This is a genomic window from Methanosarcina barkeri MS, assembly GCF_000970025.1.
Lineage (GTDB): Archaea > Halobacteriota > Methanosarcinia > Methanosarcinales > Methanosarcinaceae > Methanosarcina > Methanosarcina barkeri.
The window spans coordinates 3,884,029-3,900,729 of the sequence record NZ_CP009528.1 but is presented as its reverse complement, the minus strand read 5'-3'; the positions used below and the strand labels follow the sequence as shown (position 1 = coordinate 3,900,729).

At 38.0% G+C, this 16,701-nt stretch carries 16 protein-coding genes; 7 read left to right on the top strand and 9 right to left on the bottom strand.

The genetic code is table 11. The features are described 5' to 3' along the window. Positions 1-41: 41 nt before the first annotated feature. A complete protein-coding gene (locus tag MSBRM_RS15825; RefSeq protein WP_048121795.1) occupies positions 42-233 on the bottom strand; it encodes a hypothetical protein in 192 nt (63 codons plus the stop codon). Between the two features lie 508 nt (positions 234-741). On the opposite strand from MSBRM_RS15825, the gene MSBRM_RS15820 reads away from it, so the two are divergent. The 3 genes from MSBRM_RS15820 to MSBRM_RS15810 all read left to right on the top strand — a co-directional run bounded on the left by MSBRM_RS15820 (position 742) and on the right by MSBRM_RS15810 (position 4,686). After that, entirely contained in the window at positions 742-2,439 is a 1,698-nt protein-coding gene (locus MSBRM_RS15820; protein ID WP_048156256.1) for a histidine kinase N-terminal 7TM domain-containing protein, read from the top strand. Positions 2,440-2,872: 433 nt separating this feature from the next. Further along, complete coding sequence (gene mtaA / locus MSBRM_RS15815; protein WP_048121791.1) at positions 2,873-3,898, top strand: methylcobamide:CoM methyltransferase MtaA; 1,026 nt, start codon at positions 2,873-2,875, stop codon at positions 3,896-3,898. 77 nt (positions 3,899-3,975) lie between these two features. Next, on the top strand, positions 3,976-4,686 hold the full coding sequence (locus tag MSBRM_RS15810) for a cupin domain-containing protein (protein WP_048121789.1): 711 nt from the start codon (positions 3,976-3,978) through the stop codon (positions 4,684-4,686). A 202-nt stretch (positions 4,687-4,888) separates the two neighbouring features. Here MSBRM_RS15810 and MSBRM_RS15805 read toward each other — a convergent pair whose 3' ends face one another. After that, positions 4,889-5,431 carry an IMPACT family protein gene (locus MSBRM_RS15805; protein WP_268989062.1) on the bottom strand — a complete coding sequence of 181 codons (543 nt, stop codon included), beginning with the start codon at positions 5,429-5,431 and terminating at the stop codon, positions 4,889-4,891. A gap of 457 nt (positions 5,432-5,888) precedes the next feature. Between MSBRM_RS15805 and MSBRM_RS15800 the strand changes: the two genes are divergently transcribed. Then, positions 5,889-6,272, top strand: a complete 384-nt coding sequence (locus MSBRM_RS15800; protein ID WP_048121786.1) for a hypothetical protein — start codon at positions 5,889-5,891, stop codon at positions 6,270-6,272. A gap of 604 nt (positions 6,273-6,876) precedes the next feature. Then, the gene (locus MSBRM_RS15795; RefSeq protein WP_048121784.1) at positions 6,877-7,770 is read left to right on the top strand and encodes a prenyltransferase; all 894 of its coding nucleotides are present in this window, start codon (positions 6,877-6,879) and stop codon (positions 7,768-7,770) included. 95 nt (positions 7,771-7,865) lie between these two features. On the opposite strand, the gene MSBRM_RS15790 is transcribed toward MSBRM_RS15795, so the two are convergent. The 4 genes from MSBRM_RS15790 to MSBRM_RS15775 all read right to left on the bottom strand — a co-directional run bounded on the left by MSBRM_RS15790 (position 7,866) and on the right by MSBRM_RS15775 (position 11,113). Next, positions 7,866-8,843: a dimethylarginine dimethylaminohydrolase family protein gene (locus MSBRM_RS15790; RefSeq protein WP_048121782.1), complete on the bottom strand. Its 978-nt coding sequence runs from the start codon at positions 8,841-8,843 to the stop codon at positions 7,866-7,868. Between the two features lie 32 nt (positions 8,844-8,875). Next, complete coding sequence (locus tag MSBRM_RS15785) at positions 8,876-9,901, bottom strand: L-histidine N(alpha)-methyltransferase (protein WP_048121780.1); 1,026 nt, start codon at positions 9,899-9,901, stop codon at positions 8,876-8,878. Positions 9,902-10,042: 141 nt separating this feature from the next. Further along, complete coding sequence (locus MSBRM_RS15780; protein WP_329957125.1) at positions 10,043-10,927, bottom strand: radical SAM protein; 885 nt, start codon at positions 10,925-10,927, stop codon at positions 10,043-10,045. 18 nt (positions 10,928-10,945) lie between these two features. Next, on the bottom strand, positions 10,946-11,113 hold the full coding sequence (locus MSBRM_RS15775; protein ID WP_155396534.1) for a hypothetical protein: 168 nt from the start codon (positions 11,111-11,113) through the stop codon (positions 10,946-10,948). 329 nt (positions 11,114-11,442) lie between these two features. Here MSBRM_RS15775 and MSBRM_RS15770 point away from each other — a divergent pair, with 329 nt between their 5' ends. Beyond that, positions 11,443-12,273, top strand: coding sequence for a hypothetical protein (locus tag MSBRM_RS15770; RefSeq protein WP_048121775.1), 831 nt, complete (start codon positions 11,443-11,445; stop codon positions 12,271-12,273). 129 nt (positions 12,274-12,402) lie between these two features. Next, complete coding sequence (locus tag MSBRM_RS15765; RefSeq protein ID WP_048156253.1) at positions 12,403-13,383, top strand: SPL family radical SAM protein; 981 nt, start codon at positions 12,403-12,405, stop codon at positions 13,381-13,383. Positions 13,384-13,494: 111 nt separating this feature from the next. On the opposite strand, the gene MSBRM_RS15760 is transcribed toward MSBRM_RS15765, so the two are convergent. The 3 genes from MSBRM_RS15760 to MSBRM_RS15750 all read right to left on the bottom strand — a co-directional run bounded on the left by MSBRM_RS15760 (position 13,495) and on the right by MSBRM_RS15750 (position 16,505). Beyond that, complete coding sequence (locus MSBRM_RS15760; RefSeq protein WP_048121771.1) at positions 13,495-14,964, bottom strand: right-handed parallel beta-helix repeat-containing protein; 1,470 nt, start codon at positions 14,962-14,964, stop codon at positions 13,495-13,497. A gap of 106 nt (positions 14,965-15,070) precedes the next feature. Continuing rightward, positions 15,071-15,403 (bottom strand): carboxymuconolactone decarboxylase family protein, encoded by a 333-nt coding sequence (locus tag MSBRM_RS15755; protein ID WP_048121769.1) that lies wholly within the window; start codon positions 15,401-15,403, stop codon positions 15,071-15,073. A gap of 532 nt (positions 15,404-15,935) precedes the next feature. Further along, entirely contained in the window at positions 15,936-16,505 is a 570-nt protein-coding gene (locus tag MSBRM_RS15750; RefSeq protein ID WP_080941586.1) for a GNAT family N-acetyltransferase, read from the bottom strand. Positions 16,506-16,701: the final 196 nt, after the last annotated feature.

Here is a 16,701-nt window from a genome sequence, read left to right as displayed (position 1 = left end):
GATATATCTTTCTCCAAACTCTCAAACGTTTTTATTTTTCATTATTTTACATTTAGATTTTTATCAATAAATTTATATATTTTGACTCCCCCTAACTCAGGGAGTAAAAGTGCTCTCAGGGCAAAAAAGTTAGTTTTCCAGTAAAATGGTTGAGACCGTGAAAGACACCTTTGCTGCTTTAATGGGTGAATTCCAGGTTCCATGCTGCAGAGTCCTGGAAGCGAATCAAGCAAGTTACTCCCTCCTTAATTCTCAAATATTCTTGAAATGATTCGCCCTGAGAGATTTTGACTTTGATTGAGCAAAATTAAGGTGCTCTATTCTTATAATTCCGAATTTTTCCAGGATTTTTCTTTTCAGAAAACAGTTTTCTTTCTCATTTTTGTAATTCTTTCTCATTTTTGTAATTCTTTCTCATTTTTGTAATTCTTTCTCATTTTTGTAATTCTTTCTCATTTTTGTAATTCTTTCTCATTTTTGTAATTCTTTCTCATTTTTGTAATTCTTTCTCATTTTTCTGACTCAATCTTTCCCATCTGCTTTCAAAAGTAATGTTCTAGTAATAACAGTTTGTGGGCTTCCTCACTTAATACATAAATTTATATATTTGGGCCTTGTGTAATTATTAGAACATTTTATGTTTTTTAACTTCTTTCGCTTAACTATCCCTATCTGCCTGACAGTAATTCATAAGAAGGTAAGCCTATCAGCCTGCTAATTCCCGCCGCTGCGTTCCCCTACATGGGAGCATTCATTTTTTCAGGAGTTATGTCGACTTTGCTTGCGATCAAAGCTAACAAAGCCTTCAAGTACCGCAGGATGGATTTCTCAAAATATTTCATACTTATTATGCTAAGCATGTCTCTATGGTCCGTTAATTATGCCTTTGAGGTCGGATTCATGGATATCAAGCTCAAATATCTCTTTGCCCGTCTCGAGTATATTGGGATGGCATTTGCTCCAGTAGCATGGTTTTTATTTGCATCGGAATACTCAGGGGTACGTAAGGAATTCATAAGGAAATATCAGAAAGAATTTTTCATAATGCCTTTTCTCATAATCCTTCTGATGCTTACAAATAGCTCTCACGGAATGTATTTTTCAGGTTATTACCTGGACGTCTCAAGGGGATTTCCTCTTCTTGTGCTCATACACGGGCCTTTTTTCTGGATATTTTATATCTATTCTTTTATTCTAATTTTTCTTGGAATTTTCTTCTTCTTCAATCAGTTTGTCCATCTAACTGCACCCTACAGGGCTCAGGCAGCAATTGCTCTAACGGCAGCCTGTATTCCAGTTCTGGGGAATATTCTTCATATAGCGGATGTAGGTCCTTTTGCATTCCTTGACCCGACTCCTTTTGCATTTACAATTACAGGTTTGATTCTCTTCTGGGGTATCATGCAGCATGAGTTCCTTAACATTATTCCGATTGCTAGAGAAAACGTAATCGAATCCATGAATGATGGATATATCGTAGTAGACCTTTCAGATACCATAGTAGATATCAATAAGGCTGCTCTTGAACTGGCAGAAAAAACAAAAAAGGAGGTTCTCGGGAGAAAATTAAATGAGCTTTTTGGGAATGAAGTACAAATGCTTCAGAGTGAAGCTCATGAGGGCAATTTCAACAAAGAAATTTTCTTGAAGAACGGGCTTGAAACAAAACTTTTTACTCTTAGTGTCAGCACCCTTCTAACAAAAGATGATGAAGAAGGCAGGCTACTAATGATGCATGACACTACTGAAACATATAGGTATCAAGAGGATCTGAAACAGGCTAATAAGAAGATAAACCTCATGAGCAACATTACCAGACATGATATTCTTAACCAGGTGAATGTACTTTCCGGGTACACCGAACTAATTTCTGAAACTCTTCCTGAAAATGTCAAGAATGATCCCCGAATAGTGAAGTATCTGAAAAATCTCAATAAAGGTATTGAAACAATCCACAGCCAGATTGTTTTCACCAAAGACTACCAGGAACTCGGAGTAGTTTCTCCGATCTGGCAATCCGTAAGTAATACAGCAAGAGAAGCAGCTTTTCCCTTCTCTGGTCAGAGCTTGAAGTTTTCTATTGAGGAAAGCAGAGTGGAAATCTATGCTGATCCACTGCTGAAAAAAGCTTTTTACAATCTCTTTGACAACGCAGGGTCACATGGAGAGCACGTAACTGAAATTAGTGTTAGTTCACGCAGGGTTGATGACAATCTTGTAATTGAGGTAAAAGATGATGGTATAGGAGTTTCTTCTGAAATGAAAGAGCTGATTTTTCAAAAATCCATAGGGAAAAATACAGGACTTGGGCTTTTCCTTGTTAAAGGTATTCTATCCATTACAGGCATGGAGATTAAAGAAACCGGAACTGAAGGAACAGGTGCAAGATTTGAAATTATAGTGCCCTCTAGTAACTGGAGAGTAAAAACTTATCAATAAAATGCGGGATTTTTAAGTATCTCAATTCAGCTGAAACCCATATTTTTTGCATCATCTCAACATCATCCAAATTTTCCCATTATCTTGTACATCACTCAAATTTTCCCATTATTTTGTATATCATCCTAACTTTTTACATCATATTTAACATCAATATATTTCTAATACTGTTCTCACCATTATGCCCATTATTTCTTCTGTTTTTTTCACTGGAACCGATTATTACTCCATATATATTTTTAGCTTACTAACTTATTTTATTTAATCTCTGTGAGTATTTAATCTCTGTGAGTATTTAATTTCTGTGAGTATTTAATCTCTGTGAGTTTTTTCATTCATATATTTTTATATCTTTGTTTCAATACATTGTTTCTCTGAATATATTCTCTCAAAAGCATATTCTTTAGCCGATAATTACATTCTGGTGATAAAAATGAGTCAATTTACCCTGAGAGATAGATTTGAAAAGGCACTCAAAGGAGAGGCTGTAGACATTATCCCTGTCTGTTCCGTAACTCAGACAGGCACTGTAGAACTAATGGAAACGACTGGAGCATACTGGCCCCAGGCAAATTTCAATGCCGATAAGATGGCTGCACTTGCACTTGCCGGGTATGAGATTGCAGGATTTGAGAATGTACGCTGTCCTTTCGACATTACCGTACTTGCAGAGACCCTTGGCTGCGCAGTAGACGAAGGAAGTATAGATATGCAGCCTTATATAACGGATTTCCCCTGCAAAAACAAGAAAGATGTGAAGAATATAATGGTTCCGGATTCTCTTCTTGAGAGCAGGCGGACCTCAGTAGTCCTGGAAGCAGTTGAAATTCTGAATGAAAAAGTAGGAGAGACGGTGCCTGTTGTTGCAGGGGTTGTTGGCCCTGCTGGACTTGCCTTCATGCTTGCCGGAATAAAAAATTATATTACATGGTTTGTGAAGGATACTGAAGTTGTTGAGGAACTAATGGGAGTTCTTAACGATGCCTGCATAGAATATGCCAATGGCCTGCTTGAAAGAGGCGCAAATGCCATAACCCTTATAGATTCCGAAGCCGGGCCTGATATTATTTCCCCTCAGATGTTCGAAGAATCGGTCTTTCCCCTTTACAGGAAATTTTGCAGGAAAGTAAAAGGCTTGAAAGTCCTTCACATGTGTGGCGACGCCACAGCCGTTCTTAATTCTCTCGGAGATACAGGTTTTGACGGGGTAAGCGTTGAAGAAAAAGTAAATGTAAGTTCTGCAAAAGCGGCTATAGGCGATCGGGTACGGCTTATAGGAAATATTTCTCCATCCGATACTCTGCTCGCAAAAGGGCCTGAAGCAGTTCTCATTGAAGCTACTGCCTGCCTTGAAGATGGAATTGATATCCTTGCTCCAGGTTGTGGACTTGCTCCACATACTCCACTTGAGAATATAAAGGCACTTGTCAGAGCAAGAGATGATTACTTCTTACAGTAAACCTTCTTTGTTTTATTTTAGAGCTTAATCACTAATCGGCTAAACTTAAACACAAATTCCTGTGACCGGGCAAAATTATGACAAAAAATAATTCAAAAGCAGTTCGGGATCTTATACCTGAAATTCTCAAACTTTCAGGCAGGGAATGTATGATCCGTGAGCTTTCAGACTCCAGTTTTCTTCCTGAGCTTGAAAATAAGCTCGAGGAGGAACTACAGGAGTATCTCGAAAGCAAAGAGCTTGAAGAGCTTGCAGACCTGCTTGAGGTAATTTATAGAATAGCAGAACTGAGAGGGTCTTCAAAAGCAGAACTTGAAACAATAAGGCAGCGAAAAAAACACGAAAAGGGCGGATTTGAGAAAAATCTTCTCCTTGTTAGTTCTCTTAAAGAAAGCTCTCATCCAGAGTTATGCTCTGCTGGCTCTACTGAATCCAAGCATGTGGTTTTCAAGCCTGAGGATGCGGCAGTAATTGAGAAAAAAGGAGTGAAAATGAGAATCTACACCACTAAAGCCGAATCCGAAAATGCCGGTGTACTCTATCAGGAAACGCAAAAAGGGCACACAGAAGAGTTCCTGCATGAAAAAAGCGATTTTATATATTATATCCTTGAAGGCAGCGGGGTCTGGATCGTTGAGGACAGAGAATTTGAGGCCCAAGCCGGAGATGTAGTTGTCGTGCCTGCGGGAAAAAGGTTCTGGTTCCGTGGAAATCTCAAGCAGGTCTGCATAACTGCTCCGGCCTGGGAAGAACAGTACGAGCGCCACATAAGAGATCTTGAATTGTGAAGGTGTAAATTATTCTCAGCGTTATAGTTACACCAAGATAATGCCGCAAGAAGGGTCGAGTCGCAGAAAAATATTAAAAGCTTAATTCTCTGTGGTTTTATATTAAGGGCTGACTTCTCTGTGGTTTCAACTTTTTCCTTTTTTATCTTAGTTTCTTTTATTTCTTCAGTATCTGGTTTGAGTGCAAACTTGATTGATGAAGTTAAAACCTTTCAAACATTAACTTATTTTTTGTCTGATCTATTATTTTTCTAATAAATTCATCTTCAAGATCCTTTCTTACAAGGATGATGAATTCCACTGTATCCGAATACGTTTCTTCTTGGATTACTGCATATTTCTCTATCAGGTTTCTTACTTTCTGACTTTCTGCATATCCCAGACGTATTCCTAATCTGACCTGCTCGAAAACTTCAATAATTTCTGCTTCTTCAATAGCAGAGAGTGCCGTATCCCGGTATGCTCTTGAGAGTCCTCCAAAACCCAGTTTTATTCCTCCAAAATACCGGGTCACGACCACAGTCGCGTTCATAATTTCTTTTGATTCGAGTATTTTAAAAACAGGCTTTCCTGAGCTGCCCGCAGGCTCTCCGTCGTCATCATATTTAATAGCAAAAGAGTTTTTTTCTTTTATAAAATAAGCCGAAACATTATGGTTTGCATCGCGGTGCAATTCCTTTATACCTTTTATGAAGGTTTTTGCCTCAGCTTCACTTTTCACAGGGCTGGCATAACCTATGAACAGGGAATTTTTGAATTCTTTTTGAGCCGTACCGCAACGTTTAAGAGTTTTGTAATTTTTCAGATTTTATCCTCAGACTGCTTTCAGATCTTGTCCAAACCTGTTGTTAACAGGTTTGCGCTTCCTTTCAGAGGAATACTACATCCAATTTAAATACTTTTTTCCCGCTGAATGGTTATTTTTTTCTAACAGTTTATACATTTATTCTCCTTATTAAATTTATTTAATATAGTTTGAAAATTAATATGTTTTCAGGAGTTTTATAATTTAAATAGTACTAAGAATATTCAAGATGGTGTATATATTCTAACCAAATAAACCATTTTGCGGCATTATTCTTTTATCAAATCGAAAAGTTTTAATGTTATTGACTGGTCATGCATAAATATCTCATATGAAAATCTCATAATTTTATATGAGCTGGGTGTAAAAAAGGAAGAGAACTTTAGAGGTATTATTAATGAAAAAAATGTTAAAGATTATGGCAATGCTCCTTGTCATTAGTGCTGTTGTCTTTGCAGCCGGCTGTTCTGACAAGAATGCTGACACAACAGCAGAAAATGGATCTCAAGAAGAAGTGACTGACCAGGCTCCAGTAGCAGACGAAAATGGAACTCAAACCGAAGATGTAGCTGCAGACATTCCAGCTGACAATATGACAGTTGAAGACAACGACTCTGCAGCTGACAATATGACAGTTGAAGACAACGACTCTGCAGCTGACAATATGACAGTTGAAGACAATGACTCTGCAGCTGACAATATGACAGTTGAAGACAATGACTCTGCAGTTGACAATGTTACAGTTGAAGACAACGACTCTGCGGATGAAAACAATACATAAATCGTCTAATTTAGTAGTGTAAAAAGGAATTATCCAAGTAGCCTTTCTAATAGGCTACAATTTTAGTTTTTTAAAAACGGTTTGATATAAATCGACTGTGATTTTATATCTCTTCACATCGAAAATTTCCCAGAAATTTTTCTCAATACCGTAATCTTCAATAATACCGTAATCTTCAATAATACCGTAATCTGCAATTTTTTTACTGCTGCTATCAGAGACTACATTAACATATATTTAACAATCTTATCTTATAAATATAGCTTCAAGTTCACTGAAGTTAATCTGAAGATTCTTTCGTTTCTTGTTTTATCCTGATTATGGGAGATTCACAGTAAGTCCTCGAAACCTGTAACATCGGGGAAGTCTCTAGAAACACTTTTAACTGATTGATACTCTAATATGCTATATCTTTTCTTGGATCGAACACGTAAAACTCTAAAAAGCTTCAGTCTGAAAAAAAAAAGTAACGATATTCGTAAATAAAGCATTTTCAAAAATAATAACTTCTTAACAGCAGTTTCTTAACAGCAGCATTACCCTATTTTCATAGTTTTTATGTAATAGTTCTCTTAATTACCTCTATCTTTATTGAGGCTAAAAAATGACAGAAACCCTGAAAGCTTATCTTGATCTTATACGTGCTCATTTTCTTCCTGCCTGGCCTCTGGTTTCCTGCTCTGGGCTTGTGCTTGCTTTTGAAAATTATGGTGGCTTTTCTTGGGCGTTGACTATTAAGGTGGCTCTAATAGGCCTGCTCGGGTTTGAAGCCGGTTTTATACTTAATGATTATGTGGACAGGAACAGAGATAGACTTGATGTAGAGAACACGCTTACAAGGTACTGGAGGCCTTTTAAAGAAAGACCCATCCCATCAGGAAAAATTTCTTCAAGAAGTGCCTTCTCGTTGTTTATCCTGCTTGTAGTAGTCATTTCAGCCTTGATTTTTACACTTCCTTATCCAAACTCTTTATACGTGTTTGCAGTTATGCTGTACTCTTATAGCATTGAGGCTTTTTACCAGGTAAAAAAGAGAACTCAGAACTATCCAATTGCACAGCTTTTGGGCAGGACGGATTTTACGCTTTTTCCGGCGGCAGGCTATCTCTGCTACGGGCATCCAGATATGACCATGTTGCTCTACATGTTTTTTTTCTATCCCTGGACAATGGCTCATCTGGGATTGAATGACTTTATAGACCTGAAAAACGATCACGCAAGAGGCATGAAGTCAATAGCCGTACTCTACGGTGAAAAAGGGACAATGTACTGGATTACAGGTTTTACGGTCCTGCATTTCCTTGCAGCTATTTTCTTTCTCCGGGAGCTTGGAGAGATAGCCCTTTATGGTTTTCTTGCAGGTTTTGTGCTCCTTGCAGGGGCAAACATTTACCTGTGGAAAGAAAAAAATCTGGATGCCGGAATGAAGATACTGCCTTTTTATCACGGGGTTCTGATAATCTACGCAGTGTCAATTATTCTTGACTTTATATACTGAGATGGGCTTTTTTTTTCATTCTGGTTCTTTCTTACCTTTTCTGCCTTTTTTTGGCTTATTCTCTGATCCTTTATCCAGCTCTTTTTGGGTTTTAATTAATTCTTAATTTTCTTTCTGCAAAGCCTCAGAGTATGGCAGCGCAGGCTCCCTCCTCCTGCAAGCAGTGCATCCGGGTGAAAAGAAATAATCTCAATACCTTCATTTTCAAGGTCTTTCCTGGTTTTCTGATCAAATGAGGTATCGTAGTGAAAAATAGTTCCACTCTCTAGAGGAACAAATGAACAGGCCAGACGACTTTGCTCGGAGTCCGAAACAGAAATGATTTCCATTCCTTTCTCGCGCATGAAAGCTTTAAAATCAATTTTTTCTCTAGAATCTTCCGTAAACAGGCAGCTTTCCTCAAATGCAGGTAGATAAGCAAGGGCAAGGTTTTCCCTTATCCTGTTGAAGACAGTATCAGGGTGCATGTACCTCCTGGCTTTTGGAACACGGACGTAAATAACTTCACTGAACTCTTTGAGAATGTTTGAAACAAATTCTCTTATAAATGGGTAAGTGTGTCTTTCCGTATCAGCTACAAAGACTGTTTCTTTTGAGAGTAGGAGGCAGCCTTCGAAAAACCCTTTTCCTCCATTGAATTCGCTGAGAATAGGAATTCCCAGATTATTCAGAGCTTCCTTTACGACAACCTCTTCCTTTTCCCTGGCAGGCGGACGCATTCTTGAGAGAATAGCCCCTTTTTCGGAGATAACTGCGGTATCATGTAAAAAAGTTAGATTTGGCATCTTCTTCATTAGACCTGTGTTTTCGTCCACATACTCTTCAAGTTCATAGACTCTGACCCCGTTTGATTCCAGCAACTCCTGATAGTCTCTATGCTCTTTAATATACCCTGAAATTTCAGGAACCTTATCATATAGCCAGTGTTTATAATTCGATTCATTGAGTAGAGAAAGTTCTTCTCCAGGTGTATGCATCAATACGCTTTTCAGCCTTCCAAATTCTTCACACCCGTAATCGATGCCTGATCTTGCTTTTTCGCCTTTACCAAGTCCATTTATCCTGCAACCCATACCCTGAACCTACCTTTTGATTCGTGTCATCTTCATATACGGTTTTTTGCAAGGATTATGACATTTGTCCGGTTTTCACTCAGGAAAGCCTTGAGGATCTCAAATCCGCAAATTTCCAGAAGAGCCGTAATCTGGTCATATGTATATTTATATGTAAAACCCATACGGATGATGTCTCCTTCCCTTAAGCCTATGGTTTCTGTCCCGATTTTGAGTTCGGTATCCTTCAGGATATACAGACTCTTCCTTGTCCTGTATACTCCCCCTATCCTTGAATTTACATGCGCAAGCAAGAGTTCAAAATCGAAATCTTCAGGAGCCATTCCGTACTGAAGCAGTGGATACATATTGAAGAGGGCATTCTCTCTTGAGGCATATGTGCCCAGTACGGACTTCCTTACAGATTGTGCCTCTGTGCCTTCAGTAGGTAGCAGGTTGGCATCGAAGAAAAAAAGGTCCCCCCGCTCAAGGTTTTCATGGACAAGCTGAAGAATGAACTCTGGCTCGTAATTGCAAAAGGTATTTCCTAAAATGCAGAAAAGAATCGGGAGACGCCAGTTTTCTTTAAGAGTGGCCATATCCTCTATGAAACCAACTATTCCCTTCTTTTCAACAGGCAGGTTATCGACCTTTTCAAGAGCGATATCTACAAATTCACTGTTTATATCGATGGGGTAATAGCGTATCGACACTTTTTCTGAGGAAGGGTTTTCAGCTAGATTCTTTCTTACTAGTGCTTCAAGAAAAATTCTTTCCTTCTCTCCGTTTCCCACACCCACGCTTACGAGACTCATGCCTGTCGGAATAAATCTTACGATTGAGTCCAGATTTTTTTCCATAAGGATTTTGAGTTGCCTGGCTACAGGAAACGTCTTAGCCCCATCAAGTTTCAGCCAGTTTTTTGCTCCTCCAGTGCCCATATATAGAAAGTAATCAGGCAGTTCATGGTTTTTCAGGCATTGACAAAGTCTGCCTTCTATGTCCTCCTTGCTGGTAATGACTATCTTTTCCTTATTTCCCAAAACCTGTCCAAACTCCACTCTTTCTGTACTGTTCAATTTCTCACCTTCTCCTCAAATTATTCAACAGTACATATCTTTATTTATTTCTTTTAATTTATTTATTGCCTGAGTTTTGCTTTTACCATTTTTTTACCATTCAATTGCCATTCTTTTTCTATTCAATTACCAATCTGCCATTTACTTGAAACACTGCTGGCATTCCATCCTGAGGGCTTTAAGAGGGTCGATGCCATGTTTTACTCCTACGCTGTAAGCATACCCCCGGCAGCCTATGCACTCTTCATTATGTTCACAGTTCCTGCACCTTCCCTCGAGCATTTTATCGATGTTTCGGACATATTTGAAAAGATTAGAATCATAAATTTCCCGAAGGCTCATTTTATTTACATTGTAGGGATATTCCCCGTCAACTCTAAGCGCAGGATGTTCGTCCAGCTTTGTAGGCGCACAGGGCCGGATATTTCCTTCTATATTGATATACAGGCTGTAAAGGTGCTGAAGGCAGCCACTAGCAGTAATCGGTGTGTAAGGCAGCCAGTCATAACCATAATATTTCCGGTCGATTTCCAGCAGTTTTAATTTATATTCCTTTATCTCGTCAGCCGTGAGTAGCTTATCCTCAAGTTCGTCATTTGCCCTGCCTGTAGGTGTTAGAATTTCCATATTGGGAAAAATATTGTTTTGCCTGCAGAAATGCCAGATCTCCTCAATTTCTTCCAGATTCATTTTGTTACTGACGAAAGAAACTCCCATACGGAGTTCTCCAGATTCCGCAGGTTTTGAAAAGCCTACTTTGAGAAGATTCCGAAGCCCATTCCTAATATCTTCGGAGGCTCCTGCTCTTCCTGCGAGGTAGTCCTGAACTTCAGGCTTAAGGGAATCTAACTTTCCCATTACTGAGGCGTTGTGTTTGTACAGGAACCCTGCAAGCTCTTCTGTCATCAAAACCGTATTCGAAAAAATCACCGGGATTATTCCCAGGGAATCAATATAAGCTATTAAATCCCTGAAACTCGGGTATAGGGTCGGCTCTCCTCCCCCAATTACAACCACAGACCTGATCCCGAGTTCTTTTGCCTCCTAAATAATACGCTTGAGATTATTAAAATCGGCTATTTTTGCCGAGTCCTCACCACTCTGTGCATAGCAGTAGCGACAGCGGAGATTGCAGGATTTGTTTGTTTCAAGGCGTATGGCTAAAAGCCTGTTTGAGTTCCGTGCCTTATGGGCTTCCTGTGGTCCGTACATGTACCCTTTCAGTAGCGGAGGTGGTGAAAACAAGCTTAACGTATCAAGATTCTTTAGGTCTTCCTCCCACATGTTAAAATATATATTTAACGTTCCTTATCAAATTACAAGAAACTAAGTGTTTTTTTGATTCTAATCTTCTAATTTTTAAAAAGTAATTTGTTGTCAGTAATTTGTGTATTCCGGTTACTTCGGTTCTTTTTGTAGTTAATTCATACAGTGCGACAAATGCGTGATAAATTCATGATTATTCTTCTTGTTAAATTTAGTAAGGTTTAATTATCACTCTCACATATCTATTTTCAATCATTAGGGGAGAATGACTGACAATGAACAGAAAGGTAACAATTTTTGGAGGAGTTGTATTATTTATTCTTTTTTTGCTTGTGCTGGGCTCAATCTATCTGGAAAATAGAAACGAGAAAATGTATAATGACAGTCTTATGAGTAATTATGAATACGATATAATTATAGAAAGCAACAGCACTCTGCAAAATGTAACCTTATATTTGCCTGTTCCTGTTTTTGAGAATGAATCCGATGTAGGACTGGAAATGGTGAATGGTGATTATTATAATAAGCCTTCAAATTGGAATCTTAGCCTTGAGGATACTGAGCATGGACTAATGTTCAAAATAGAAGCTGCCGAAATTAAACCGGTTTATCATTCCTTTCCTGTAGCTGTACCCGAACCTGAACCTGGGACCGAGAATATGGAAGATGAAGTTCAGGAAGAAGAACAAATAGTGGAGTCCAATGAATACTCAGAAGAAACCCCAGTTTTGACTTCATTTGATTTCGGGACCAATATAAGGGCTGACCATATGATTAATACCAGATTCCCTGTTGGTAATGAGTCAGTGCTCCTGCCTAAATATAATCTTCAAGAATCCGAAGAAGGCTCGGAAATTCCTCTACCTGAACATATCAACCCCGAATATTTTGATTATGAGAGCCTGGTATATGCACATTATGATGCGTCTCCTGATGCCGAGGTTCAGATTTTTGTTCAGATGGATGGCCGAAACGAATGGTGGATTTATGGATGGCAATCTAATGGTTACAGTGATAGGATTTCTATCCGACTTTCAGGCCCTCAGGAAGGCTGGGTAAAGGCGGAAGGAAAACTTATTACAGGAGATGGAGTTTACAGAGAATAATTCTAGAGAATAACTACTGAGAATAATTCTCCTTTTCTACTTTTTGGAAATATGTTTCCTGCTACAAAGTTCTTTTTATGTTCTTTTTTCTTAAGTTTATTATAGTTCTCAACCCTATCTTATTCCGGGATGTTCGAAGAAATCAAGGTTAAAAAAGCTCTGAATCGGATAAATAAATCCAGCAGGATTAATCTCCCATTTCATTGGGATTTGAATATTTATAGGGGCTGTGAACACGGTTGTAATTACTGTTATGCAATGTATTCTCATAGTTATCTGGAAGAAAAGAAAAAGTTTGTCTGTGCAGAACCAGGATTCGGGAAAGAGAGCTGTTATTCTGTAGTGGGTAAAAAATGTGCTTTTTTTCAAAAAATTTACGTAAAAACGAATGTTGCAGAAGCTCTTGAAAAGCAGCTTGCAGCACGAAGCTGGAAAAAGGAAGTAATTAATATAGGCGGGGTCTGCGATAGTTATCAGCCTGTAGAAGCAAATTACAGGTTGATGCGCGAGGTTCTGACGCTGATGATTAAATACCAAAATCCGGTCACTATATCTACAAAATCGGACCTTATCCTCAGAGACTATGACCTTATTTCAGAACTTGCTGAGCTAACACCTGTAAATATCGCAGTTACGGTTACGACGGTGGATGAAAAATTAAGTGCCCTACTGGAGCCCCTTGCTTCTTCACCTAAAAAGCGGTTTTCAGTCCTGCAGGCTTTTAAAAACACATCTGCTATTACTGGAATCCATATGATGCCAATTCTTCCTTTTCTTACCGACAACCATCAGAATCTCGAGCAAATTATCTCTCTTGCAACCGAATGTGGTGTGGATTACGCTCTGCCTGGAGTTCTTAACCTCAGGGGCGAAACCAGAAAGCATTTCTTCGGTTTCCTTGAACTTAACTTTCCAGAACTTGCGGGTCCTTACCGCAAATTGTATGCAAAAGGAGGAGCTGATATAGCCTATAAGGCTAAACTTTATGGAATGCTCAGCTCTCTTATGGAAAGATATCATTTGTCTGGAGACTACATGAAACCCATGCAGTCAAAACTTTCCCATTCGAAGCAGCTCACGTTAATGGATTTCTCAGAAAATGATTCTTGATTTTAGTAAGTCCTACAAGTGCAAGTCCTACAAGTGCAAGTCCTACAGGTGCAAGTCCTACAAGTGCAAGTCCTACAAGTGCAAGTCCTACAAATGTAAGTCCTACATGTATTAGTTATACCTTCCTATGTTTATCTTGTTTTCATTCTCATCTAGCTCTTTTGATGAATTTGATGACACGTATCCCGCACCAATACAAGGGGAGTTTGATTTCAGATGATAATCATGCTTATTATGGTTTACAAAGAGAGGATTTACATATATGTCAGTTGTTGAACTTGCATTTTTATAATTTCCACCTGTATTATTGTACAGACAGTTGTTTTCCAGCACAAAGGAATGCGTTTCAGGCAGATAATTAATCACTGCGTATCCTGTTCCATTAGGGTCTTTTTTACGCTTCTGGGTATCAATGATTATGTTATTACGGACAATCGTTTTGTATCCTGTACCCTGAGGTGAAAGATCAACTGAATTGTCTGTGTCTTCGGTAGAAGGAGGATACATCTGGATAATGGCTGCATGATATACTCCGTCAAATACATTCCTCTCAATCAGGGTATCATAAAACCCGCTTGTCACTATACCTCCTACCCAGTCAATACTTGGATTAGTACCTGTGTTATAGAAGGTATTCTTATAAATGTGGACATTCTGCGCCTCTTCCTTGGGATAAGCCTCTCCATAACCTATCAGCCAGATTCCAGGGCCATAAGTATTATGGATAGTATTATTGTATACCTCAACATCGTTGACGGTACCTGTTGTTTTCTCAATCAAAACTCCAGAGCCGCCTGCGCTCCAGTGGTAGAAGGAATCTATTACGTTATCATGGAACTTTACGTGATTTGAGTTCCAGACTCTAAGGCCGCTGTTTGTCCTGCAAGTTATTGTATTATTCCAGGCTTCTACATTCAGGCAATCAATGGCAAAAAGACCATCATGTCCCAATTTATACACACTGTTATTATAAAACGTGATATTGGAGCCTTTCTCTACTCTTAACCCGTCTCCATGTCCGTCGTGCATATACACATCATGAACGTCTACGTTTGTAGCGTCAAGGAATTTGATCATGTTGTAATATCCTTGCCCTCTCTTTTTATCTTCGTTCTTGTCATGATTCCCATTTATTTCAAATCCTTTTATGGTGATTCCATAGGCTCCATCGCTGCCCATCTGTGTTATCAGGGGTTTGCCCACTGGCCAGTTTGCGTTATCCTGGAGTTTTACTACAGCCGTATCGTCTCCTTCTAATATTGTATTATTTCCAATTAGAATACTGTTAGAGATGACGTATGTATTTGGACCTTTCAAATGAACGGTTGAGAACCGTGGATTTTGTGCAACATATTCAAGAGCTTGATTTATCTCTACCTGATCATCAATTCCATCGCAGGTAAAGTTTCCACTTCCATCGCCAGCTACGTACACAGTATTGTTTGACGACTTAAGGAAAATGTTGGACTCCATTGTATTGAAAATGAATAGTCCCAATGCAACCAGGAATATAAGAATTACAGTAGAAAGTCCTATTTTTTTCCGGTTTTGCCTTAAGTACGTCAGATATTTTTCGTCCATTTTATTCCTTACTCTTAATTATAAACCTCAGTCTTGAAAAATTTTTAAAAGCAAATTCTTGGACCGGGTTTGAAAAATAAACTTGAAACTAGTTGTTACTATAAGCTTACTTCTCATCTCCTGCGCAACTGCAGGAAATATTACCCTTCAGGATTTCTTTCCAGTCCCCAATTACATCATGGGTCCAGCAGTCGTCGGCGCCTGCGGCTTCTCGCATGACCAGGGCAAAGATATATGAAAGTTCCTTGACTGTAGCCCCTGCTTCGAGGGCACCTTTAAAATGTTTCAGAACACAGGGTTTTGACCTGGCTTTGATGGAGAGAGCAAAGCAAATGAACTGATAGGTCTTTTCGTCAATCATCCTTTTTTCAGCGTAAAGCTGATCAATTTCGTCCAGTTTCTGGGTAAACTCCGGGAAAAATTCTTCAAGCATTCTCATTTCTATGGCTCCTTTTTATCAATATGACTTGACTCAAGCTGCTAAGGTAATTTGTAATATGATAATTTTATATTTATGGATTAGTTCAAATCATTTTGAACTAATCGTCAGTGTGCCAATTTTTCTGTAAAATCACAAATCTCAATAAATTATTGGGTAGAAAATTCCGAATCGGTAAATCAATTTTCTCCATACTATGCAAAAACTTGACTTCAAATTTACAGCAAATTTGAGACACTGCCAACTAACGTAATATTATCTTCTGTAACCTGGTGAATAACTATGTACAAATAATATATTATTCAGGTGAATAGATGAAAATAAAAGCTAGAATGCACACATAAGTACGATGCACACATAAGTACGGTGACAAAAACAAGTTATACACATTAACCAGAAAGTAATTTAACTCAAAAACTGGTCAAAAAAAGAATAGATATTATAAATAACCATTAAACCAGATAACCATTAAACCAGATAACCATTAAACCAGATAACCATTAAACCAGATAACCATTAAACCAGATAACCATTAAACAAGATTCAATTCCATTTCATAACATCTTTCGTTCTTACCACAAATATTTTTTGTTTCTTTTATTATTCGAAAGCCCAGTTTTTCATATAATTTTATAGCAGAGGTATTGTTTACATTTACATACAATAATACAGAAGCTATTTTATTTAACCTCATTTCCTGGATACTCTCTTCTAATAATTTTTCACCAAAACCCTTTCTTCTAAAGTTTCTATCAATCGAAATTGAACAAACTACTGATTTTTTCTTAAAACCTTGAAAGGTAGGTGTTAGTTGTATGTAGTATACTGAGTAGCCTACCACTTGATTCTGACTCTTTATGATATAAAAAATTTTCTTAAAATTTTTGGAATATTTTATAAGTTTATCATGTCTTTGATTTTCAAACCCTTCTCCTTGAATTCTAAGTACTTCAGGAAGCATAAAATCTTCTATAGGCATAACGTTTTCTTTTTCCGTCTGTTTCCAATTCCTTATAAGAAAAGCTCCAACGGTATCTCGTATCAGTCTCTTAAAATACATTAAATACACAAATGGTTTAATGCAGATTTTTGAGAGGCTCATTAGATCACTTACTTGGTGAATGATGCTGTTGGTGAAATTATCAAAGACAATTCTAATTATTTTTGGACATTAAGAGAAACTTATCTTTAATTATATTTCTATTTTTATCTTTCGTCATATAAATAAGTTGTATAAACATTACAAATAAATAAAGTTTAAATTACAAGAAAACGTCCTGTATAGAACCGTTACACCA